Source organism: Bifidobacterium choerinum, assembly GCF_002761235.1.
Lineage (GTDB): Bacteria > Actinomycetota > Actinomycetes > Actinomycetales > Bifidobacteriaceae > Bifidobacterium > Bifidobacterium choerinum.
The window spans coordinates 1,069,294-1,092,691 of the sequence record NZ_CP018044.1; the positions used below are offsets into that span (position 1 = coordinate 1,069,294).

Below are 23,398 nucleotides of genomic sequence, written 5' to 3' on the forward strand. Positions count from 1 at the left end.
CCGTCATCGCCGCGATCGGCATGCGTCTCGTGCTCGGACAGCGTCAGCTGCGCGGACGGCTCGAGGCGATCATGCCGTACTGGCGCGGCCTGCCGCCGATCAGTCCGGGCGCGGCGGCGCTCGTCTACGACATCGCCAACGGCGTGACCGCCGACAAGCGGCTCGGCGGCCGCCAGCTGGGCGCGACGATGCTGTCGCTCGTGACGAAGGGATTCGCGCGCATGTATCCGGGGCCGGTGGAGCGGTACCGCGGCATCGACCTGCTCAGGACCGACGCGACGACGCTCGCGCGGATGGCCTCGGCGCGCGGCGCGGGCGACGACGATACGACGAGCACGATCGTGCTGCTGCCGCGCGCCTTCGACATGGCGTCGTGCCAACGGCAGCTGTGCATGTCGGAACGCGCGGCGCGCGACATGCTGCGCGCGACCGGCCAGCGGCTAGGATCGGTCGTCTTCGACACGCGGCAGTGCGCGCAGTGTCTCGGCGACGGCGACGACGCGCGCGAGCTGTCGCGCTCGTTCCACGAACGCTGCATCGCCGAGATGGGCGAGCTCGGCGTGTTCCCGAAGCGGGCGATGGGTGCGCGCGTCTGCCATCCTCTCCTACGCCTGCGCGTTCCTCGCGGCGCTGATATGGCTGTGGAGGGCCGGAGGCGCGCTACTGCCGATCGTCATCGTCGTCGTGGCCGCCGTCGTCGCCGGCGTGCAGCTGATGAGGCAGACGCAGTACGACGTCGACGAGCGAGGCATGCGGCTCGCGGCGCAGGTGCGCGGCCTCGGCAGATATCTCGAGGACTTCAGCCATTTCGCCGACCGCGGTGTGCTTGACGTGAAACTGTGGGGACGCTACATGGTGTACGCGACCGCGTTCGGCATCGCCGACAAGGCGATGGCGCAGCTGACCGACCCCGCATGGGCGTCCGCCGGCGGCGACGACTACTCGCTCGTCTACTGGATGGACCGTTCGTTCCGCCGCGGACACGCGCATGGCGGCGGATTGCGCGACGGCGTGCCGATGGTCGGGGATTTCGTCGATCTCGGCGCATGGTTCGCGGTCGGCTTCGGCGACGTCGCGCAGGTGCTCTCGGCGGCGTCCGGCGCGTTCAGCGGCGGATCGGGCGGTTGGAACAGCCGTCCGGGCGTGGGCTGGGGCGGCGGACGCTGAGCCCCGCGCGGGGGCTGTGCGGCGCGCGGTCGTGCGGCGTGCGGTGCGACGCTCGGGGCCGTTGCGTGGCGTGCCTGGCCCCATGTGCGCCGCGCTTGCGGCGCCGGGAATTACCGGGCGATTTCTATGATGGTGACGGGGCGCGCCGCACGGGGCGCCGCGCCGAATCGTCAACAACCGCGAAGGAGCAGCGATGGTACTGCACAGGAACATGGGGCCGTTCGACACGACGGCGATCGGTCTTGGCGAAATGCCGCTGACCATTGAGAACAATCTGGGGCCGAACATGGGCGTCGAGACGATCCATGCGGCGCTCGACGCCGGCTGCCGCCAGATCGACACGGCGTGGGCGTACTACTGCTCGGGCGGCGAGGAGCAGACCGGCGAGAAGCTCGTGCGTGAGGCGATGGCCAGCTGGGACGGTCCGAAGGACGAGGTGCTCATCGCGACGAAGGTCGGGCACTACCGCAACTTCACCGACGGCAAGCCGACCTGGGACGTCGACGGGTCGCCGGAGAACCTGATACGACGCGCGAAGGAAAGCGCGCTCGCGCTCGGCGTGGACACGATCGACCTGCTGTACTTCCACCGGCCGGATCCGAGCATCCCGTACGGCGAGTCGATCGAGGCGATCAAGCAGCTCGTCGACGAGGGCGTGGCGCGCGAGGCGGGCGTGTCGAACGCGTCGATCGAACAGATGGACATCGCGCAGGAGATCCTCGGCGATAAGCTGATCGCCGTGCAGAACCAGTATTCGCCGATCTACACCGAGACGGCGGACACGCTCGAGCATGCGGCCAGGATCGGCATCAGCTTCGTGTGCTGGAGTCCGCTCGGCGGCTTCCGCAAACCGAAGGACGAATCGAAGTTCGATCCGTTCCGCGCGATCGCCGAACGGCGCGGCGTCAGCTACCAGCAGATCGTGCTCGCATGGGAGCTCGCCAAGGGCGACCACGTGTTCGTCATTCCGGGTGCGCACCGTCCGGCGACGATCCTCGATTCGCTCAAGGCCGGCGACCTTGAACTGACGCCGGAGGAGCTCGCGACGCTCGGCTGACGGCTGTCGAGGGAGATTTGCCTCCGGGATTCGCTCCGGAAGCTGCGTCTGGGCTGGTCCCGCCGCATGGTTCAGCCATGTGCGGGGCCGGCCCCGCACATGCTGGGCCGGTGGACGGCTGGGGCTTGGTCGCAGGAGGTGGCCGGGGTCCGGTCGCGGTGCTGATTGCAGTCGGTTTTATCGACTGGCTCGACGGTTCGTCCCACAATCGGTCCGTTTTGCGGGTGGGGCCGTCGGGCTGATCGATGGATCGGGACGGAGCGGTCGGGTTCATCGGGTTGGTTGACGGGTCGGGACGGAAATGGCCCGTTTTGCGGATGGGCTCATCGGGCTGATCGATGGATCGGGACGGAGCGGTCGGGTTCATCGGGCTGGTTGACGGGTCGGGACGGAAATGGCCCGTTTTGCGGGTGGGGCCGTCGGGCTGATCGACGGACCGGGACGCTATGCGGGAGGAAATCTGGGATGGAAGGGAGAAGGAATGGGGAAGAGGAACCGGGGCGTGGAAGGAATGTGGAAGGAATCGGGCGGGCACGGTACGGGGCGGCGTTGCGGCTAGACTGGGGTGCGGCAAAAACGGGGTCGCGCGGATGGCGGAGCAACGTCCGGCGTGACGACGACAGGAGGAATCGGGCATGAAACGTCGTGTGAAACCAGAGGTGCTCGCGCCGGCAGGCAATCTGCGCGGACTGAAGACGGCCGTCGACTACGGCGCCGACGCCGTGTACTGCGGCGGCAAGGCCTTCGGCATGCGCTCGGCGCCGCGCAACCTGAGCATCGAGGACTTCGCCGAGGGCGCACGCTACGCGCATGAGCGCGGCGCGCGCGTCTACGTCACGCTCAACATCCTGCCGAGGAACAACGAGATCACGGCGATCGAGGCGTACATCAACGACCTGAAGACGACCGGCGTCGACGCGCTCATCGTCACCGACATCGGCGTCATGATGCTCGCGCGCAGGATCGCGCCGGAACTCGAACTGCATGTGTCGACGCAGGCCGGCGTCACGAACTACCTCGCCGCGAACGCATTGTACGAGCTCGGCGCGCGCCGCGTCGTGCTCGCGCGCGAGATGGATCTGCAGGCCGTGCGCGACATCCGCGCGAACATCCCCGACGACCTCGACATCGAGACCTTCGTCCACGGATCGATGTGCATGGCCTTCTCCGGACGCTGCCTTATCTCGAACTACCTCACCGGCCGCGACGGCAACCACGGCGAATGCGCGCAGCCGTGCCGCTGGAAGTACTCGCTCGTCGAGGAGAAACGCCCCGGGCAGGTGTTCCCGGTCGAGGAGACCGCGCAGGGCACCTATCTGTTCAACTCGCAGGACATGAACATGATGGCGCACATCGACGATCTGATCGACTCGGGCGCCACGTCGCTCAAGATCGAGGGGCGTTCGAAGTCGGCGTACTACGTGGCCGCGATGACGAACGCGTACAAGACCGCCGTCAACGCATACATGGTGCAGCGCGGCTTCGAGGACGAGGACGGCAACGAGCTCAAGCCGTTCCGCGACCGCGTCGTGCGCGCGGGGGAGACGGCGGACGACGCGGCCGGCGCCGACTCGATCATGGCGAACGCCGACGCCGCGTTCTGCGGCATGCCGAACTGGGACAGCGCGAACGACGAAGGCGAGGAGACGGCCGCCGCCACGACCGACGCAGCCGCCGACGCCGAGATCTCGAACCGCGCGGCGCGCCGCAGCGGCCTCGACCGCCAGCGCGCGTACGCCGAGGAGACAGCCGACGGATGGCGGCACGCCGCCGTGCGTCCGGCGCCGCACGTCGAACTGCCCGACTGGCTGATGGAGGAGCCGTACAAGGTCGCGCACCGCGACTACAGCACCGGCTTCTACTACCCGGAGCAGAAGGTGACGCAGAACACCGACCGCAGCGCGTACTTCCGCGAATGGCTCGTCGTCGGCGAGACGCTCGGCTGGAGCCCCGACGAAGGAGGCCGCGTGACGATCATGAGCCGCAACAAGATCGAGCCGGGACAGCTCGTCGAGTTCCTGCTGCCGGGACGCGCGCCGCTCGAATACATCGTGCCCGACCACGGCATCCGCGACGCCGACGGCGACGACGTGCCGATGGTCAACAATCCGGCGCACGTGTTCTCGCTGCCGCTCGACGTCGAAGTGCCGGTCAACGCGGCGCTGCGTTCACGCACGAAGAAGCCGACGCTCAAAGCGGAATGACCGCATCCGTTATTGCGTGAGCATAGGACGGCGGCCACCGGCGTGCGGCAGGCGCTAAAGTGAGCGGTATGAGTGAAGCAACAGCACACGACGCGCAGCCCGAAGAGACGAGCGCACAGCACGACGCACAGCACGCAGAACGCCAGCACCATCTGCAGCAGATCAACCTCGATGATCTGCTGCAGGCGGTGCAGGCGCACGGCAAGAAGACGATGGAGGAGCAGGACAAGGCGGCACGCGAACACGACGCCAAGGACGCCGACGGCAAACAGTACGACGACGCGATCCTCGACAGCTCGGCGATCGAACCGACCGACGACGAAGGCAACCCGATCCCGGTGACGATCCCGATCGTGCTCGCCCCCGGCATCAACGTCGTCTACACGACGCGGCTCGGCGGCGTGAGCACCGACGAATGGGCGCACTTCAACCTCGGCGGCAAGTCCGGCGACGATCCGGCGCATGTGCGCGCGAACCGCGACGCGCTCGCGAACGAACTGCACGCGAAACTGTCGATCATCAATCAGGTGCATTCGGCGAAGGCGATCGACACTGACGACGTGTTCACCGAGAACGCGACCTTCGGTTTCGACGCCTCCGGCACGCAGCGCACCGCCGTGCGCGAGGAGGACGGCGCGATCGCCATGCAGCGGCCGAGCGACGGCGTCGACGATGTCGAATCGGTCGACGGCGCCGTGCAGATCATCGAAGGCGACGCGCAGGTGACGACGAAGACCGGCATCGCGCTCGGCGTATTCGCCGCCGACTGCCTGCCGGTGCTGCTCGCCGACCCGGTCGCCGGAGTCATCGCCGCCGCGCACTGCGGACGCAAGGGCCTGATGGCCGGCGTCGTCGCCGAGACGGTCGAGATGATGAAGCACAAGGGCGCCGACCCCGCGCACATCCTCGCGACGCTCGGACCCGCGATCTGCGGCGACTGCTACGAGGTCGGCGACGAGATCGCCGACGCCTTCGACGCGCGCTTCCCCGGCACTTTCACGCTCACGCGCTTCGGCGGCCCCGGCATCGACATCAACAAGGCGGCGCTGCAGTCGCTCGAAGAGGCCGGCGTCTCCCCGAAGCACATCTTCTCGTCGCAGCCGCGCGTCAACGCGGCCACGCAGTACCTGTCGCAGGACGCGGAACTGCAGCAGCTGTGCCGCGAGGACAACGAGGGCGACCCCGAACTCGACGAACGCATCAAGGGCATCCGCCACAGCATGTGCACGCTCGAGAACCCGCTGTGGTTCTCGCACCGCCGCGCGCAGCTCGCGCACAAGAGCCGCGAGGGTCGCATGCTCGCGCTCATCGTGCGTCAGTGAGACGCGGCCGGACCACCGTTGGATTTTTCGCAAAGGACCAATCATGGAACAACAGGACATGACCACGGCCGCCGACGCGCGGACGCAGGAACATAAGGACGTGCCGGTCGTCGCCGTCGTGCTCGCCGCTGGCTCGGGGCTGCGCTTCGACCCGGACAACTCCAAGCAGCTCGTCACGGTCGGAGGCAAACCGATCGTCGGCTGGAGCATCGACGCCTTCGAGCGTAACGCGCGCGTCAGCGACATCGTCGTCGTCGTCAACGCGCAGGTGCGTGCCGCGATCGAACAGCTCATCGCCGACTGCGGCGACACGAAGGTGCGTGCCGTCATCGACGGCGGCGCCGAACGCGCGGACAGCACGGCCGCGGCGCTCGAGACGCTGTCGGCCGCCGGCGTGCCCGGCGGCGCGAAGATCCTCATCCACGACTCGGTGCGGCCCTTCGTCACGCAGGCGCAGATCGACGGCTGCATCGACGCGCTCGAGGAGTTCGACGCGGCCACCGTCGCATGCCCGTCGACGGACACGGTGTTGCTCACCGAGGACCTCGGCGACCGTCAGGTCGTCAAGTCGGTGCCCGAACGGCGCCATTCGTACCGTGCGCAGACGCCGCAGGCCTTCCGCTTCGCGACGATCCACGAGGCCTACGAGCTCGCGTCCGACGACCCCGACTTCCGTCCGACCGACGACACGCGCGTCGTCGTCGACTACCTGCCCGATACGCCGGTGGCGATCGTCGGCGGCTCGCCGCTCAACATGAAGGTCACGACGCGCGACGACATGCCGTTCGCGACGCTCATCGCCGGCGAGATCACGAAGGCCGCCGCCAAGCAGCAGGTGCATGCGATGTTCCGTCAGGCGCTGAGCTGAACCGTCCGCGCCGTCGGCGCAACACGAAACGCGATGCACGGGGTTACGGCCCCGTGCGCCGCGTTTGCATGGGCGCGCCCTTGCCGGTCTGTGTGTCTCCGGGGTTCATCCGGATGCATCTGGGCTGAGGAGGAGCATTTTCCGGCGTTCCCGCCGGTATCCACGCCGGAACCAGTTCAGACGAACGCTGCGGGACGGGGGCGGTGGAGGACGCCGACGCCGGTGTGGACGCGGCGCCGTTCAGGGGCATCACCAAGCCTGTCCGCGCATGTCGGCGGGGATGTGCTGCATGAGGTCCGCCCGGGTGAGGGCGAAGGCCGATTCGGGCGGCTGCACATCGCCCTGCGACTGCGCCGCCTCCTGGCAGAGGCGCACGAGCTGCGCGCCGTCGATGAGCTGCATGCCGACCTGTCGCGCGTACTCGAGCGCGTCGGACGTGAACCGGCTCGTCGTGATGAAGAGCAGACCCTGCGCGTGTTCCGTCATGTTGGCGCCCTGCAGCTTCTGCAGCATCGGGCGGCCGATATGGTGATTGCGGCTGTAGCATTTGCATTCGGCGATGTAGCTCGTCCCGGTCGGGCCGTGGAGCCTGAGGTCGAAGCCGCCGTCCCGGCTCGGCGGCGTCACCTGCGCCTGCCATCCGAACTGACGCAGCAGGTCGGCGCAGAAGCCTTCGAAATCCGTCGGATTGCCGCTGAAGCTCTGGATGATGGCGTCGATGCTCGTGGCGGTGCGCCGCGCGCGCAGCTGCCCGAGGACGGCGTCCCGCTTGGCCCGCTCCTCCGCGCAGTAGTCGACCGGTATCCCGGCGGCGCGCAGCTGCTGCACGAAGGCGTAGGCGGCGAAGGGGTCGCTGCCCAGCATCTTCCATCGGCCGACGAATATGACGCTCAGACGATGGATGACGGCCGTGTTGTTGGAACGGCGGTCGCGGGTGCCGTCACGTTTGGCCGCCGCCCATGCCGGATATCCCAGAGCGAACGATCCCGTCGCATGCGGATGCTTCGCCTTGCGCATCCGTATGGATTTCGGCACGGCCACGCCGTATTCCTTGAAGAAACGGTCGCGCCGGACCTCCTGCACGAGCAGCTGCACCAGCTTGATGAGCAGCGCCACCAATGCGGCCGCGACGATGACGCCGATGATCAGATAGAGGAAATGGAGATACTGCTGGGGTATTGAGTTCGTCATCGTGTCCGCCTCCGTCGTGGAGCCCCGCCGGTGCCGCGTACGTCGTGCGGGCGTTCCGTCCCATCCGTCATTGATGCGCCGTCGCGCATTCGGCGCTCGGAGAACATCGCGCGGCCTGCGTGCGCACGCCATCCGCGCCCATGCCCGCTGATGCGTCGGTATGACGATTATATTGCACGCGCGCCGCCGCCGATTCCCGCCACGGTGGCGTCGCGCGTCTACACTGGGGAGGCATGGAGCAACTTACCGTCGTGATTTCTGGATTCGACCCCTATGAGGGCGTCAGCGTGAACCCGTCGCTTGTCGTGCCGGACGCGCTCGCGAACGAAGGCGTCGACGTCGACCGGAACAACATCGAGGACCCGCTGCACGATGTCGCGATCGATGTGCACGCCGTGCATGTGCCGGTCAGCTTCCGCAACGGCTGGGCGAAGCTGCACGACACGCTCGAGCAGGTGCAGCCGAATATCGTCATCGCGACCGGCCTCAAGCGGGCGGCGCGCGGCATCCTGCTCGAACGATGCGCGATCAACCTCAAGGACACGACGCGTCCCGACGCCGAGAACGTCATCCCCGGCCACCGTTACATCAACGAACACGGCCCGGCGGCCTACTGGACCGGACTGCCGCTGCGTGCGATCCTCAACGCCTTCGCGAAGGACGACATCCCGGCGACGCTGAGCTCGGACGCCGGCACCTTCGTCTGCAACGCGCTGTTCTATCATCTGCAGGAGTGGGCGGCGCAGCGCGGCGACACGATGGGCGGCTTCGTCAACCTGCCGCTCGTCAACGAGCAGCCGCATCCGCAGCACGGCCTGTCGCTGCGCCAGCAGATCCAGGCCGGCAAGGACGTCGTGCGCGCCTGCGCGCGCTACTATCTGCAGCCGACGAGCGAGGACATCCTGCTGTAGACGGCTGCGCGCCGGTCCGCGGCGAAGACGCCGCGGGGCGTGTTTTGCGCTCAATGTGAGTTTCCGCGTGTTGCGACAGCGGCCGGCGATATGCATAGACTAGAGTGCAAGCTGTAGATGTGCGTCGCGGACGCACGTGAAGGTCCTGCGAACACCCTTTCGCGAAAGGAATGACTAATGGTTGAGCGATTCCCGGTCGTGCTGCGTGGCTACGACAAAGAACGTGTGGATGAGGCGATGATTGCGGCGCAGACGACGATCGACCGTCTGCGCGAACAGGTGAAGGCCGGGGACGACACCGTGCTGCAGCTGCAGGCGCAGCTGCAGGAGGAGAAGAACCGCAAGGCCACCTCGGACAACTCCTTCGCATCGCTCGGCGCGAACGCGCAGCAGATGCTCGCCTCCGCCGAACAGACGAGCACCGAGCTGCTCGAACGCGCGAAGAAGGATGCAGCGAGCGCGCGCGTCGAAGCGCAGTCGCAGTCGCAGACATTGATCAACAACGCGAAGCTCGATGCGCAGCATCTCGTCGACGACGCCCAGGCCAAGGCGGACACGATGCTCAAGAACGCGCAGAACGAGGCGACGACGATCATCACGAACGCGCAGCAGGAGGCGAGCCAGCTCAAGGCGCAGACGGCGAAGACCGTCAGCGAGCAGCGTCAGACTCTCGACCTCGAGCTGACGAACTCGCGCGAGGAGCACGTCAAGCGCCTCGAGGCCGAGAAGGCGTCGCAGGAGCGCGAACTCGCCGAGCTGCGCGCGCAGGCGACGCAGCAGATCAGCGACCAGCGCCGCAGCGCGAACGAGGAGATCGCGCGCCTCAAGAGCGAGACGAACGACCAGATCGAGACGGCGCTCGCTGACGCGAACAAGAAGCTCGCCGACGTGCGCGAGCAGGTGTCGAAGCTGATGACCGAGGCGCAGCGCAAGGCCGGCGAGATCACCGACTCCGCGAAGTCGCACGCGCAGGAGATCACCGACACGGCCGAGGTCAACCGCACGAAGACGATGAGCCAGGTCAACGCCGAGGTCGAGCAGATCCGCGCCGACATCGCCGCGCAGCAGGACGAGGCGACGAAGAAGGTCGCCGAGCTGCTCAAGAGCCTCGAGGAGCGCCGCCAGCAGGCGAAGGAGGAGGCCGAGACGCAGATCGCCGAGGCGAAGCAGATCCGCGAGGAGGCCGACGCCTATGCCGCGCACAAGCGCAAGGAGGCGGATGAGGAGTCCGCGAAGATCGTGCGCAAGGCGAGCGAGGAGGCGAGCAACCAGATCGAGCAGCGCCGCCGCGCCGCGCAGTCCGAACTCGACGGCCTGACGAAGCGCATCGGCGACCTGCAGCGCCGCGAGGCCGACATCACGCAGCGCGTCTCCGAGCTGCGTTCGATGTTCGCGAACGCCTTCGCCGGCTTCGGCCTCGGCGTCGACAACGCGCATTCGACCGACAACATGTCCGTCGTCAACGCCTTCGTCGAATCCGACAACGACGCCGACGCCGACACCGACGTCGACGACGCCGATTCGACGGTGCTCATCGACGACCACGCGCAGCACGCGCCGGCCGTGCCGCCGGCGCCGACGATGCCCGAGCATGACGACGCCGCCGATGCCGCCGCGCCGCACGCCGAGGAGAGCGCGACCGAGGTCATCGACGTGACCGAGACCGACACGGCCGACGACGCCGACGATGCGCCGACGACGGCCTTCGACGCGAGCGACAACGACCCCGACGCCACGCAGCTGACCGACTGACGCCGCATCCCGCGACCGCCCGGAACGGCCGTGCCCACACGCGTTCCGAGCGTTCACATACCACCGGACGTACCACGTGCCGACCAACCAACAATCAGAGAACAACAGAACAACAAAGGAGCAAGGAGAGACCTTGACCGTAATCACCCCATTGTCCGCCGACGAACTCAACCAGCTGACCGCCGACTTCGACTCCGACCCCGTCAACCGCATGGCGATGAACGCCGTCACGAGCGCCGGCATCGACAAGGTCGCGCGCAACTACGACCGCGCGCGCCTGCTGCAGCGCCGCTTCTCGACGGTCGTCGACAACGGCGAGGCGACCCATCAGGACCGTTCCGGCCGCTGCTGGCTGTTCAGCTCGCTCAACGTGGCGCGCTTCGTCGCGAAGAAGAACATGAACCTCAAGGAGTTCGAGTTCTCGCAGAACTACGCGATGTACTACGACAAGCTCGAGCGCATCAACTACTTCATGGGCGACATGGCCGACCTGATCCGCGGCGGCGAGCCGGTCGACTCGCGCCTGTTCCAGCACATGCTCGCCGACGTCATGGGCGACGGCGGCCAGTGGACGATGGCGCTCAACGTCTACAAGAAGTACGGCGCCGTGCCGAAGGACCTGTATCCGGAGACCGAGTCGTCGAAGAACACCGGCGAGATGAACACGCAGCTGCGCCGCCTGCTGCACACGGCCGTCGCGCATATGGTCGACGATCCGAGCCGGATCGACGACATCGTGCGCCGCACCGTCGAGGCCGGCCACCGCATGCTCACGATTCATCTGGGCGAGCCGCCGAAGCGCTTCCACTGGGAGTGGACCGACGCTGACGGCGTCTTCCACCGCGACGGCGAGGTCACGCCGCAGGAGTTCTGGAACAAGTACGTCGGCTCCGCCGACCTCGAAAGCTACGTCTGCCTCGTCGACGACCCGCGCCATGAGCACGCGAAGGGCCGGAAGATCGGCATCGAGCATCTGGGCAATGTGGCCGGCGGCGACCCGACCGAATACCTCAACGTGCCGGTGCGGTTCATGAAGGACTGCGTGCGCGACATCCTCGTCGAGCAGGGCATCCCGGTGTGGTTCGGCGCCGACTGCCATCCGATGATGGACCGCACCGACGGCGCATGGGCGACCGACCTATTCGAGTACGACAAGGTGTACCGTGTCGACTTCGACATGACAAAGGAGCAGCGCGTGCGCTTCGGCGACTCGGCGATGAACCACGCGATGGCCTTCGTCGGCGTCGACGTCGAGGACGACGGCAAGACGACCCGCCGCTGGCGCGTCGAGAACTCGTGGGGCACGAAGATCGCCGACAAGGGCTACTTCACGATGGGCGACGACTGGTTCGACCAGTACGTCTTCGAGGTGGCCGTGCCGAAGGCGATGCTGCCCGACGAGTACCTCAAGGCGCTCGACGAGCCGGCGACGATGCTGCCGGCATGGGACCCGATGGGTGCGCTCGCGTAAGACGCGTCCGGCACGTCCGCGTCCGCTCGGCGCGAACGGCACGCCGGACGATTCCCGCTGATTCCTGTCATGCGGCGCGCAGGCTTTACGGCCTGCGCGCCGCTTTGCGATACATGCCGGCGATACGTCAGGGGATGTGTCCTAGTATGGGTATCCGATTTCCCGCTCGGGAACGTTCGAGAACATGCACAAGGATCGATGAGAGGAAGAGGAACGAACGATGGCAGCCCTTCGTGGTCCGGACAGTTCGCAGGACAATGTGCTCGACGCGCGCGCCGTGGTCCCCGAGACCGTCGACGTCAACATCCGTCAGCTCGACCCGATTCCGGCCCCGCGCTACTTCATCAAGGAGCTGCCGCTCACCGACGCGATGAGCGAGCTCGTCCTGTCCTCGCGCCGTCAGATCCGCGACATCCTGCACGGGCGCGACGACCGTGTCCTCGCGATCGTCGGCCCCTGCTCGATCCACGATCCGAAGGCCGCGCACGAGTATGCGACGAGGCTCGCCGTGCTCAACGAGGAGCTCAAGGACCGCCTGATGATCGTCATGCGCGTCTACTTCGAGAAGCCGCGCACGACGATCGGCTGGAAGGGCCTGATCAACGACCCCGACCTCAACGGCCGCTTCGACATCCGCAAGGGCATGTGGCTCGCGCGCAAGGTGCTCACCGACGTCCTGTCGCTCGGCCTGCCGGCGGCGACCGAATGGCTCGACCCGATCACGCCGCAGTATCTGTGCGACCTCGTCAGCTGGGGCGCGATCGGCGCGCGCAACACCGAAAGCCAGGTGCACCGCGAACTGGCGAGCGGCATGAGCATGCCGATCGGCTTCAAGAACGCGACCGACGGCTCGATCAAGCCGGCCGCCGACTCGTGCTACACGGCCGCCTTCGAACACCACTTCCTGTCCGTCAACCTCGACGGCCAGGTCATCTCCGCCGAGACGAAGGGCAACCCCGACTGCCATCTCGTGCTGCGCGGTTCGAGCAGCGGCCCGAACTACGACCCGGTCTCCGTGGCCGACGCGCTCGCGGCGCTCAGGGCGTCGAAGGCGAGCGGCCCGAGCGACCACGGCCTCGTCATCGACGCCGCGCATGGCAACTGCGGCAAGGACGAGGTCGTCGAGGCGCGCGTCGTCGAGGACATCGCGTCGCGCATCGCCGCCGGCGAACGCGGCATCCTCGGCATCATGATGGAAAGCTTCCTCAAGGGCGGCCACCAGAAGCCGGCGCCACTCGACCAGCTCGTCTACGGCCAGTCGGTGACCGACGCCTGCGTGCCGTGGGGCCGCACCGAGCAGGTGCTGCGTGAACTCGCCGACGCCGTCGCCGCACGGCGCGGCAACTGAGCGGGCGCATCGCACGATGCAACGCATCATCGCCAGCAGCAATGCGTCGCAGCTGCGTGACGGCGCCCCCACGCCTGCCGCACCTGCCGAGTCGACACCACCGCGTCCCATCGCGCGCCGCGAATCGGCGCCGCGCGGTCACATCCGCGTCATCGACGGTCTGCGCGCGCTCGCGATCGGCGGCGTGCTGCTCTACCATGCGCGCCCGTCGCTCGCCGTCGGCGGCTTCCTCGGCGTCACCGTCTTCCTCGTGCTGTCCGGTTTCCTGATCACGCGCGGCCTGCTCGGGCTGCTCGAGTCGGGACGCTGCTCGTATCCGAAGTTCGTCGTGCGCCGCGCGCGCCGCGTCTGGCCGCCGGTGCTCACGACAATCGCGTTCGCGGCCGTCGTCGTCTATCTGTGGGCGCCGTCGCTGCTGCTCAAGCTGCGCGCCGACGCCGTGCCGAGCGCGCTGTTCTACAGCAACTGGTCGTACATCTTCCGCCACGTTTCGTATTTCGACGCCGCCGGTCTGCCGTCGCCGCTGACGCATCTGTGGTACACGAGCCTGATCATGCAGTTCTATCTGCTGTGGCCGCTGCTGCTCGCGCTCATCGTGCGCCTCATGCGCCGCAGATGGGCGCGAGCATGCGCGATCGCCGCGCTCATCGCCGCGTCGAGCATAGAAATGGCGATGCTGTACATGCCGGGGCATGACACGTCGCGCATGTACTACGGCCTCGACACGCGCGCCGCCGAGCTGCTCGTCGGCGCGCTGCTCGCCGTCCTCGTGCACCGCGCCGACGGCGACGACATGCCGACGCTCGTGCCGTGGGACGGCTGGCGCCGCGACCTGCATATCGGCTCGTACGTGCTGCCGGTCACCATGCGGCGCATCGTCGCCGGCGGCGTGTTCCTGTGCCTGGCCGTGCTCGTCGTCTCGATGTTCGTCGTCGACGCCTCGGCCTCGTGGCTGTACCGCGGCGGCTTCCTGCTCTACGCGCTGCTGACGGCGACGATGCTGTGGGCGGGCATGCTGCCCGGCGTCTTCGGCCATGCGATGGGCGTCAAGGCGCTCGCCTATCTGAGCTCACGCTCGTTCTCGCTGTACCTCGTGCACTATCCGCTGCTGCTCGTCATGAATCCGGCGACGCGCGCGCATACGCCGTGGTGGCTCGTGGTCGGGCAGTTCCTCGTCATCCTCGCCGTCGGCGAGGTCTTCTACCAGTGCGTCGAGGCGCTGCGCGGCGCACCGTGGCTGCCGTGGACGCGCCGCCGGCGTGACAACCCGGAGCGCACGCAGCGTCCGGGCGCCTTCATCGGCGCGGTGACCGGCGTCGTCATCATCGTCATCCTGCTGCTGCCGCTGCCGTGGCGTCAGCTCACGCACGAACGCGCCGTCGCGCTGCGCCCCGAGCTCGGCATGACGGCCGAGCAGGCGAGGAAGGAGCTCGACGCGCAACGCCGACCGAAACCGTCGCCGACCGCGTCGACGCCGGCCGCTCCGGCGACACCGACCTCGAAACCCGCGCCGCCGAAGCCGAAGGTCGAGGCACTCAAGGCCCCCGACAACCTCGACCCGTCGCGCTGGCACTGCGACATGGCCGCCGGGACCTGCGACGTGCGCATGCTCGTCGTCGGCGATTCGGTGACCGAAGGCGTCGCGCCGGCGCTCATGCAGTATTTCCCGAACGCGCACGTCGACGGCAAGGTCAGCCGCCAGTTCGGCACCGGCGTCGACCTGCTGCGCCAGTACCTGACGAGCGAGGATCCGCAGCTCATCGTCTTCGCGCTCGGCACGAACGGTCCGCCGACGCAGGAGAGCGTCGACGAGGTCATCCGTCTGGCGAACGGAAGGCCGCTGTACTTCCTGACGACGCGGGCGCCCGTCGCGTGGATCGACCAGACGAACCAGCTGTTCGTCGACGCCGCGAAGGCGCATCCGAACGTCGGCGTCATCGACTGGTCGGCGCTCTCCGGCGCGCATCCCGAATACCTGTACGACGACGGCACGCATCCGAACGAACTGGGCACGCAGGCCTACGAGCAGATGCTGATGCGCGCCGTCTGCCCGCAGTGATGCGCGGGGACGATACGGATGGTCGCGTCGTGCGGCGCCCCTTGCTAAGCTGAGGCCGGAACAAGAAGGAGCATCATGGCCATCAGTGATCAGGATCCGCGCCACGGCGACACGCCCAGGCATACGTTCTCCGAGGACCATCGCCGTGCGATCGAGAACGGCGAGCCGATGACCTACACGTCGGCCAAGCTCGACGAGGTGCACGCCGTCATGGCCGCCGGCGGCAATCCGCTCACGGCGATCCCCGACCTGCCGCATTGGGAGGACGCCGTCGGCATCGACCGCATCATCAACCGCCGCGTCATGGAACTCGATCCGCTGCCGACGCCGGCGCAGGTGCTGTCCGCGCTGCCGCTCGGCACGGCCGCGCAGGACATCGTCGCCTATTCGCGCGACGAGATTCGCGCCTGCCTGTATGGTCAGGACGACCGTCTGCTCGTCATCGTCGGCCCGTGCTCGGTGCACGATCCGAAGGCCGCGCTCGACTATGCGCGCCGGCTCCATGAGGTCAAGCAGGAGCTCGAGGGTGAGCTGCTCATCGTCATGCGCGTCTACTTCGAGAAGCCGCGCAGCACCGTCGGCTGGAAGGGCCTGATCAACGATCCGGACATCGATGGCAGCCACAACATCCAGAAGGGCCTGCTGCTCGCCCGCAAAACGCTGCTCGACGTGCTCGGCGCCGGCCTCGCCGCCGCGACCGAATTCCTCGAACCGACAAGCCCGCAGTACATCGCCGACGCGATCAGCTGGGGCGCGATCGGCGCGCGCAACACCGAAAGCCAGGTCCACCGCCAGCTCGCGAGCGGCCTGAGCATGCCGATCGGCTTCAAGAACGCGACCGACGGCTCGGTCAAGGCGGCGATGAACAGCTGCATCACGGCCGCCGGGCAGCACACCTTCTTCGGCATCGACCATATGGGGCGCGCCTGCGCCGTCGAGACGCTCGGCAACCCCGACTGTCACGTCGTGCTGCGCGGCTCGAGCCACGGCCCGAACTACGACGCCGCGTCGGTGGCCGACGCGATGGCGATGATCCGCTCGTTGATGGGCGCCGACACGGCCGCCGCGCACGGTCTGATCATCGACTGCTCGCACGGCAACTCCGGCAAGGACGAGGTGCGTCAGGCCGCCGTCGTACGCGACATCGCCGCGCGCATCGCCGACGGCGAGCAGGGCATCACCGGCGTCATGATGGAAAGCTTCCTCGTCGGCGGCAACCAGCCGGAGGCGCCGCTCGACCAACTCGTCTACGGACAGTCGATCACCGACCGCTGCATCGGCTGGCCCGAGACCGACCGTCTGCTGCACGAACTCGCCGACGCCGTCAGCGCCCGCCGCTGGCGCTGAACGCGCGCGCCAACATCAATCGAACAACCGGAAGGACAGCCATGGCCAGCTTCAGCACCGTCGCCATCATCAGCGCGCTCGAGGAGGAGGCCGCGCACATCGCCGCGTCGCTCAACGACGTCACCGAGGAGCGACGCGCGAGCCTGACGATCACGCACGGCACATTGCCGACGCACGACGGACGCGAACTCGCCGTCTCGGTGACCGTCGGCGGCATGGGACTCGTCAACGCGGCCGCGACGACGCAGTGCCTCATCGACGTCGCGCAGCCCGACGCCGTGCTGTTCTCCGGCATCGCCGGCAACCTCAACCCCGACCTGCACATCAACGACATCGTCCTCGGTGAGACGCTGCGCTACCTCGACACCGACATGCGCCTCGTCGGCCAGTGGAAGCCGCAGACCGAGGAGTTCCACTCCGACCCCAGGCTCATCGCGCTCGCCGAGTCTGCGCTCGACGACATGGGCATCCACCACGTCAACGGCGTCATCGCCTCCGGCAACTACTTCGTCGACTCGCCCGAACAGGTCGAACGCGTCATCCGCGAGACGCACGCCGACGCCGTCGAGATGGAGGGCGCCGCCGTCGCGCATGTCGCCGCCCGCAACGATGTGCCCGCGCTCGTCATCCGCGCGATGAGCGACAATGCCGACACCGACTACGAGGACTTCAGGACCTTCGACGTGAGCGCCTACGCGGACACGGCCGCGAAGCTCGCCGTCGAGATCCTGTGCAGGATGTGAGATGACGACGCCGTCGCTCGCGGCGACGCTCGCCGTCGCCGCCGTGCTCGTCATCGCCGCCGTGGCCGTCGTCGCCTACCGTGCGGGCGCGGCGCATGCACGCGACCGCGCTCCGCGGACGCGCGCGCTGTTCGGCGGCCTCGCCGACGTCGCCGCCGTCGACGCCGAGCGCCGCATGCTCGCGATGCTCGAGGAGGCCGTCGTCATCGTCGATGCCGCCGGCACCGTGCTCGTCGCGAACGAAGAGGCGCGCGAACACGGCCTCGTCCACGACGGCATGCTCGCCGACGACGCCGTGCGCGCGCTTGTGCATGAGGCGTCGCAGCGTCCCATCGACCGCGAGCTGACGCTCGACCGCGACGGGCGGCGCGCGCATGTCGCCGCGCATGCGCAGCCGCTCGCGCCGGGGCGGATCGCGCTCGTGTGCGCCGACACCGACTACCGGCGCAGCGTCGACCGTGTACGCCGCGACTTCGTGACGAACGTCTCCCATGAGCTCAAGACGCCGGTCGGCGCGATCATGCTGCTCGCCGAGACGATTGACGATGCCGGAGACGACGTCGACATGATCCGCCATTTCGCCGTGCGCATCGGCGTCGAGGCGAAGCGGCTCGACGGGCTTGTGCGCCGCCTCATCGAACTGGGACGCATGGGCGCCGGCGGCGAGCGGACGGTGCGGGTCGTCGACGTGCATGACCTCGTCGCGCACGCAATCGCCGACACCGAGGTCACGGCGGCGGCGCGCCACGCCGACGTGCAGCTGCGCGACGACGCCGACGGCATGCCGCTGCCGGTCGAGGTCGACGCCGTCGGCGTGCATATCGCGCTCAAGAACATCGTCGAGAACGCGATCAACTATTCGCCCGAGGGCGCCGTCGTCGCCGTCGAGCTCGCGCGCGCCGGCGACGAGGCGCGCATCCGCGTCGTCGACCACGGCGTCGGCATCCCGCAGCCGCTGCAGGGGCGCATCTTCGAACGCTTCTACCGCGTCGACCCGGCGCGTTCGCGGCTGACCGGCGGCACCGGCCTCGGCCTGTCGATCGCGAACCACCATGTGCGGGCCAATCATGGGCATATCGATCTGTGGTCGCGACCGGGGGAGGGGTCGACGTTCACGGTGACGCTGCCGCTCGCATCGCCGGCCACCGCTGGCGTCGATGCGGACGTTTCGACCGGCAACAGGAAGGAGGACGGGCGATGACCCGCATACTGATCGTCGAGGACGAGCCGTCGTATCTCGACCCGCTGCTCTACCAGCTCACGCGCGAAGGCTATGAGGCCTACGGCGCGGCGACCGGCGAGGAGGCGTGGTCGATCTACGAGGAGATGGAGTTCGACCTCGTGCTGCTCGACCTGATGCTGCCCGGCGTCTCCGGGATGACGCTGTGCCGGCGCATGCGCGAGCTGCGCCGCGTGCCGATCATCATGGTGACGGCGAAGTCGACCGAGAACGACGTCATCGTCGGACTCGAGATCGGCGCCGACGACTATGTGACGAAGCCGTATTCGTTCCGCGAGCTGCTCGCGCGCATCCACGCGGTGCTGCGCCGCAGCCTCGAAGGCCAGGACGAGGGCGCGCGCGCCGACGCCGTCCGCACGCTCAGCTGCGGCCCGGTCGAGATGTCGGTCGCCGCGCACGAGGTGCATGTGCACGGCGAGCTGACGGCGTTCCCGCTCAAGGAGTTCGAGGTCCTCGAATACCTGCTGCGCAACAAGGGGCATGTGCTCACGCGCCATCAGCTCATCGCGCGCGTCTGGGGCAGCGACTACGTCGGCGACACGAAGACGCTCGACGTGCATGTCAAACGCATCCGCGCGAAGATCGAGGACGACCCGGCGCATCCGACGCTGCTGACGACGGTGCGCGGCGTCGGCTACCGCATCGGCGCATGATCGTTCACGCTAAATTCACTTTTCCGGCGCCGGCGCATCGGCGCCGTCACCTACACTGGATTGGTTGGATAGAATGGCATCGTGACCAAAGGACACCACATGCGTAGCAATCTTGCCCGGCGCGCGCTCGCGGCGTTGTGCGGCATCATCGTCGTCGTCGCAGGCGCGGCGTGCGGCGACAACGTCGATCCGGGACATCGTCCGTCGACGAACGCCGCATCGATCTCGGGCAGCTTCGCCGGCGCCGGCGCGTCCTCGCAGCAGACCGCCGTCGAGGCGTGGATCGCCGGCTACCAGAAGACGAATCCGGACGCGAAGATCTCCTACAACCCGTCCGGCTCCGGCGCGGGCGTCGTCACCTTCCTGACCGGCGCGACCGTCTGGGCCGGCTCCGACAAGCCGCTCGACGACCGCCAGATCGAGGAGTCGAAGCAGGTGTGCGCCGGGCAGACGGCCTTCGACGTGCCGGTGTACATCTCGCCGCTGGCGATCGTCTTCAACCTGCACGGCGTCTCCGACGTCGGCAAGCACATCAACATGGATGCGGCGACGGTCGCAAGGATCTTCGACGGGAAGATCACGCGCTGGAACGACGCCGCGCTTGCCCGGCAGAACCCGGACCTCGAGCTGCCCGACCTGCCGATCACCGTCGTGCACCGCTCCGACAAGTCCGGCACGACGCTCAACTTCCTCGAATACGTCAAGGCGGCCGCGCCGAAGGACTGGAAGTACGAGCTTTCCGAGAACTGGCCGAACGACGTCGGCCAGGGCGCCAAGGGCACGTCGGGCGTCATCTCGACGATCGACCAGGCGAACGGCACGATCGGCTACGCCGACTTCTCGCAGGCCGGCGGCATGGGCACCGTCGCGATCAAGGTCGGCGACAGCTACACCGAGATCTCGGCAGAGGCGGCCTCGAAGGCCGTCGCCGACTCGGCGCTCGACGAATCCGCCGCCGGCGAGCACCGCGTCGTCCTCGACATCAACCACACGACGAGCGCCGAAGGGGCGTACCCGATCGTGCTCGTCTCCTATGACATCGCCTGCCCCGCCTACCGCGACGAGAACACGGCTCGCTTCGCGAAGTCGTGGCTCGGCTACGTCACGAGCGCGAAGGGCCAGGACCAGGCGATGAAGGCGACCGGCTCGGCGCCGCTGCCCGACAACATCGCCGCATACGTGCGCGCCTCCGTGGACGCGATGGAAGTGAAATGAGTCCCATGACATCGGCATCGAAACCCTCCTCAACCTCCGCCTCGTCGCTGACGAAGCCGGTCAGCGGCGAGAAGGCCGACCGCGTCTTCCGCGGCGTCGCCTACGCCTGCGGCATCCTGATCCTCGTCGTCCTCGCCGCCGTCGCGCTGTTCCTGCTGTTCCGCGCATGGCCGCTCATCGGCGGCAACCAGCAGGCGAACAACGCGATCATCGCGAACTTCACCGGCGGCAAGGCGACGAACTTCTGGAGCTACGTCGGCCCGCTGCTGTTCGGCACCGTGCTCGTCGCCGCGCTCGCGCTCGTCATCGCGTTCTTCGTCTCGATCGGCATCGCGCTGTTCATCTCGCATTACGCGCCCAAGCGCCTCGCCGCCGTGCTCAGCTACATCGTCGACATTCTCGCCGCGATCCCGTCGGTCATCTACGGCCTGTGGGGCGGCCTCGTGCTCGTGCCGGCGATCTACCCGTTCTGGAACTGGGTCGCCGAGCATCTGGGCTGGATCCCGCTGTTCGCAGGCCCCGCCGCGAACCCGCCGCGCACCGTCGCGACCGTCGCGCTCGTGCTCGCAATCATGATCCTGCCGATCATCACGTCGATCACGCGCGACATCTTCCTGCAGACGCCGAAGCTGCTCGAGGAGGCCGCGTTCGGCCTCGGCGCGACGAAATGGGAGATGATCAGGCTGTCGGTGCTGCCCTTCGCGCGTTCGGGCATCATCTCGGCGTCGATGCTCGGCCTGGGCCGCGCGCTCGGCGAGACGATGGCCGTGCTGATGATCCTGTCGCCCGGACTCAAGTACTCGTTCCGCCTGCTGCAGGCGTCGCAGAACCAGACGATCGCCGCGAACATCGCCGCACAGTATCCGGAGGCGGACAGCATCGGCGTCTCGGTGCTCATCGGCACCGGCCTCGTGCTGTTCGTCATCACGTTCCTCGTGAACCTGCTGGCGCGCCGCATCACCGAGAAAGCGAGCAAGTGATGGACCAACCGCAGTCCTCGCCGAAGGCCGACCAGGCGCCGGCCATCGATTTCGACAAGTTCAGCCCGACCCGTTCGTACACGGCGGCGCGCAAGCGCAAGGACATCGCGATGCGCGTGCTCATCATCCTCGCCTTCGTCGTCGCATTGATCCCGCTGATCTCGGTGCTGTGGACGACGCTCGCGCACGGCGCGCGCCGCCTCAACTGGGACTTCCTGTCGCACAACATGACGAACGTCATCGGCGGCAACCCGACGCCGTCGGGCGGCTACGGCGGCATCCTGCACGCGATCATCGGCACGTTGGAGATCACGCTCGGCGCGATGGTCATCTCGATTCCGATCGGCATCATGTGCGCCGTCTATCTGATCGAATACGCCGGCGGTTCGAAGCTCGCGCGCACGATCCATCTGCTCGTCGACGTCATGAGCGGCATCCCGTCGATCGTCGCCGGCCTGTTCGCCTATTCGATGTTCGCGATCCTCGTCGGACCCGGCACGCTCAGCGGCTTCGAAGGCTCGGTCGCATTGTCGCTGCTGATGATCCCGACCGTCGTCAAGACGACCGAGGAGATGCTCAAGATCGTGCCGAACGACCTGCGCGAGGCGTCGCTCGCGCTCGGCGTCACGAAGCAGCGCACGATCACGAAGGTCGTACTGCGCACGGCGCTCTCCGGCATCGTATCGGGGTCGATCCTCGCGATCGCGCGCGTCATCGGTGAGACGGCGCCGCTGCTGATGACGGCCGGCTACATCGTCTCGACGAACGCGAACCTATTCTCGGGCGAGATGACGACGCTGCCGGTGTACGTCTACCAGGAGTACTCGAAGTACCATGCGAACTGTCCGGCCGACGCCGGCAGCGGCTGCGTCACCGGCATCCCGATGGAGCGCGCGTGGTCGGCGGCGCTTGTGCTCATCATCGTCGTGCTCATCCTCAATCTCATCGGTAGGATCGTCGCGAAGGTCTTCGCTCCGAAGAAGAAATGACCCGGCGCGCGCCGCGGGCGCGCTCGGCAACGTACGTACAGCTAAGGAAGGAACGCATGGGACAGCAAATCGACGTCAACCATCTCAACATCTACTACGGCAGCTTCCTCGCCGTCGAGGACGTCAACCTGCACATCGCGGCGAACAAGGTCACGGCGTTCATCGGGCCGTCGGGCTGCGGCAAGTCGACGGTGCTGCGTTCGCTCGACCGCATGCACGAGATCACGCCGGGCGCGCATGTGACCGGCGAGGTGCTGCTCGAAGGCAAGAACCTCTATGCGAAGGACGTCGACCCGGTCGCCGTGCGTCGCGATGTGGGCATGGTGTTCCAGCGGCCGAACCCGTTCCCGACGATGTCGATCCGGCAGAACGTGCTCGCCGGTGTTTCGCTCAACAACCGCAAGATCTCGAAGACGGACGCCGACGATCTGGTGGAGTGGGCGTTGCGCGGCGCGAATCTGTGGAACGAGGTCAAGGACCGCCTCGACAACCCCGGCATCGGCCTGTCGGGCGGTCAGCAGCAGCGTCTGTGCATCGCGCGCGCCGTCGCCGTGCATCCGCAGGTGCTGTTGATGGACGAGCCGTGCTCGGCGCTCGACCCGATCTCGACGCTCGCCGTCGAGGACCTCATCGAGGAGCTCAAGAGCGACTACACGATCGTCATCGTCACGCACAACATGCAGCAGGCGGCGCGCGTGGCGGACTACACGGCGTTCTTCAACCTCAAGGCCGTCGGCCAGCCGGGGCATCTCGAGTACTTCGCCGACACGTCGACGATGTTCAACAACCCGCAGAACGAGGAGGCGGAACGCTACGTCTCCGGCCGTTTCGGCTGATTGGACCGCCGCGGCATCCATTGCGCCGGTGCCCTTCCCGTAATC

19 protein-coding genes are annotated in these 23,398 nt (G+C 67.6%); 18 read left to right on the forward strand and 1 reads right to left on the reverse strand.

Annotated elements, in window-relative coordinates; translation table 11 throughout:
- The first annotated feature begins 582 nt into the window (after positions 1-582).
- From BcFMB_RS09510 to BcFMB_RS04105, 5 genes are all read left to right on the forward strand, one after another.
- Positions 583-1,167 carry a DUF2207 family protein gene (locus BcFMB_RS09510; protein ID WP_157775079.1) on the forward strand — a complete coding sequence of 195 codons (585 nt, stop codon included), beginning with the start codon at positions 583-585 and terminating at the stop codon, positions 1,165-1,167.
- 193 nt (positions 1,168-1,360) lie between these two features.
- Positions 1,361-2,224 (forward strand): aldo/keto reductase, encoded by an 864-nt coding sequence (locus tag BcFMB_RS04090; protein ID WP_024541021.1) that lies wholly within the window; start codon positions 1,361-1,363, stop codon positions 2,222-2,224.
- A gap of 635 nt (positions 2,225-2,859) precedes the next feature.
- A complete protein-coding gene (locus BcFMB_RS04095) occupies positions 2,860-4,428 on the forward strand; it encodes a peptidase U32 family protein (RefSeq protein ID WP_099721126.1) in 1,569 nt (522 codons plus the stop codon).
- A gap of 68 nt (positions 4,429-4,496) precedes the next feature.
- Complete coding sequence (locus BcFMB_RS04100) at positions 4,497-5,750, forward strand: purine nucleoside phosphorylase YfiH/LACC1 family protein (RefSeq protein ID WP_418215005.1); 1,254 nt, start codon at positions 4,497-4,499, stop codon at positions 5,748-5,750.
- A gap of 43 nt (positions 5,751-5,793) precedes the next feature.
- Entirely contained in the window at positions 5,794-6,618 is an 825-nt protein-coding gene (locus tag BcFMB_RS04105) for an IspD/TarI family cytidylyltransferase (RefSeq protein WP_198405441.1), read from the forward strand.
- 249 nt (positions 6,619-6,867) lie between these two features.
- Here BcFMB_RS04105 and BcFMB_RS04110 read toward each other — a convergent pair whose 3' ends face one another.
- Positions 6,868-7,809 carry a restriction endonuclease gene (locus BcFMB_RS04110; protein WP_157775083.1) on the reverse strand — a complete coding sequence of 314 codons (942 nt, stop codon included), beginning with the start codon at positions 7,807-7,809 and terminating at the stop codon, positions 6,868-6,870.
- Positions 7,810-8,042: 233 nt separating this feature from the next.
- Between BcFMB_RS04110 and BcFMB_RS04115 the strand changes: the two genes are divergently transcribed.
- The 13 genes from BcFMB_RS04115 to pstB all read left to right on the forward strand — a co-directional run bounded on the left by BcFMB_RS04115 (position 8,043) and on the right by pstB (position 23,353).
- Positions 8,043-8,720 carry a pyroglutamyl-peptidase I gene (locus BcFMB_RS04115; RefSeq protein WP_099721128.1) on the forward strand — a complete coding sequence of 226 codons (678 nt, stop codon included), beginning with the start codon at positions 8,043-8,045 and terminating at the stop codon, positions 8,718-8,720.
- A gap of 177 nt (positions 8,721-8,897) precedes the next feature.
- On the forward strand, positions 8,898-10,472 hold the full coding sequence (locus BcFMB_RS04120; protein WP_232513880.1) for a cell division protein: 1,575 nt from the start codon (positions 8,898-8,900) through the stop codon (positions 10,470-10,472).
- 133 nt (positions 10,473-10,605) lie between these two features.
- Positions 10,606-11,943 carry a C1 family peptidase gene (locus tag BcFMB_RS04125; protein WP_099721129.1) on the forward strand — a complete coding sequence of 446 codons (1,338 nt, stop codon included), beginning with the start codon at positions 10,606-10,608 and terminating at the stop codon, positions 11,941-11,943.
- 220 nt (positions 11,944-12,163) lie between these two features.
- Positions 12,164-13,291, forward strand: coding sequence for a 3-deoxy-7-phosphoheptulonate synthase (locus BcFMB_RS04130; RefSeq protein WP_099721130.1), 1,128 nt, complete (start codon positions 12,164-12,166; stop codon positions 13,289-13,291).
- 16 nt (positions 13,292-13,307) lie between these two features.
- Positions 13,308-15,350 (forward strand): acyltransferase family protein, encoded by a 2,043-nt coding sequence (locus BcFMB_RS04135; protein ID WP_157775086.1) that lies wholly within the window; start codon positions 13,308-13,310, stop codon positions 15,348-15,350.
- A gap of 168 nt (positions 15,351-15,518) precedes the next feature.
- On the forward strand, positions 15,519-16,697 hold the full coding sequence (locus BcFMB_RS04140) for a 3-deoxy-7-phosphoheptulonate synthase (protein WP_051354885.1): 1,179 nt from the start codon (positions 15,519-15,521) through the stop codon (positions 16,695-16,697).
- Positions 16,698-16,738: 41 nt separating this feature from the next.
- On the forward strand, positions 16,739-17,440 hold the full coding sequence (gene mtnN / locus BcFMB_RS04145; protein ID WP_024541010.1) for a 5'-methylthioadenosine/S-adenosylhomocysteine nucleosidase: 702 nt from the start codon (positions 16,739-16,741) through the stop codon (positions 17,438-17,440).
- A gap of 1 nt (position 17,441) precedes the next feature.
- The gene (locus BcFMB_RS04150) at positions 17,442-18,641 is read left to right on the forward strand and encodes a sensor histidine kinase (RefSeq protein WP_099721132.1); all 1,200 of its coding nucleotides are present in this window, start codon (positions 17,442-17,444) and stop codon (positions 18,639-18,641) included.
- The gene (locus BcFMB_RS04155) at positions 18,638-19,333 is read left to right on the forward strand and encodes a response regulator transcription factor (RefSeq protein WP_099721133.1); all 696 of its coding nucleotides are present in this window, start codon (positions 18,638-18,640) and stop codon (positions 19,331-19,333) included. The genes BcFMB_RS04150 and BcFMB_RS04155 overlap by 4 nt, the downstream gene beginning before the upstream one ends.
- 99 nt (positions 19,334-19,432) lie before the next feature.
- Entirely contained in the window at positions 19,433-20,548 is a 1,116-nt protein-coding gene (locus BcFMB_RS04160) for a phosphate ABC transporter substrate-binding protein PstS (protein ID WP_099721134.1), read from the forward strand.
- 5 nt (positions 20,549-20,553) lie between these two features.
- Positions 20,554-21,528 (forward strand): phosphate ABC transporter permease subunit PstC, encoded by a 975-nt coding sequence (pstC, locus tag BcFMB_RS04165; protein ID WP_099721135.1) that lies wholly within the window; start codon positions 20,554-20,556, stop codon positions 21,526-21,528.
- Complete coding sequence (gene pstA, locus BcFMB_RS04170) at positions 21,528-22,517, forward strand: phosphate ABC transporter permease PstA (RefSeq protein WP_099721136.1); 990 nt, start codon at positions 21,528-21,530, stop codon at positions 22,515-22,517. Before pstC ends, pstA begins: the two co-directional genes overlap by 1 nt.
- 56 nt (positions 22,518-22,573) lie before the next feature.
- A complete protein-coding gene (gene pstB / locus BcFMB_RS04175) occupies positions 22,574-23,353 on the forward strand; it encodes a phosphate ABC transporter ATP-binding protein PstB (protein ID WP_099721137.1) in 780 nt (259 codons plus the stop codon).
- Positions 23,354-23,398 lie beyond the last annotated feature (45 nt).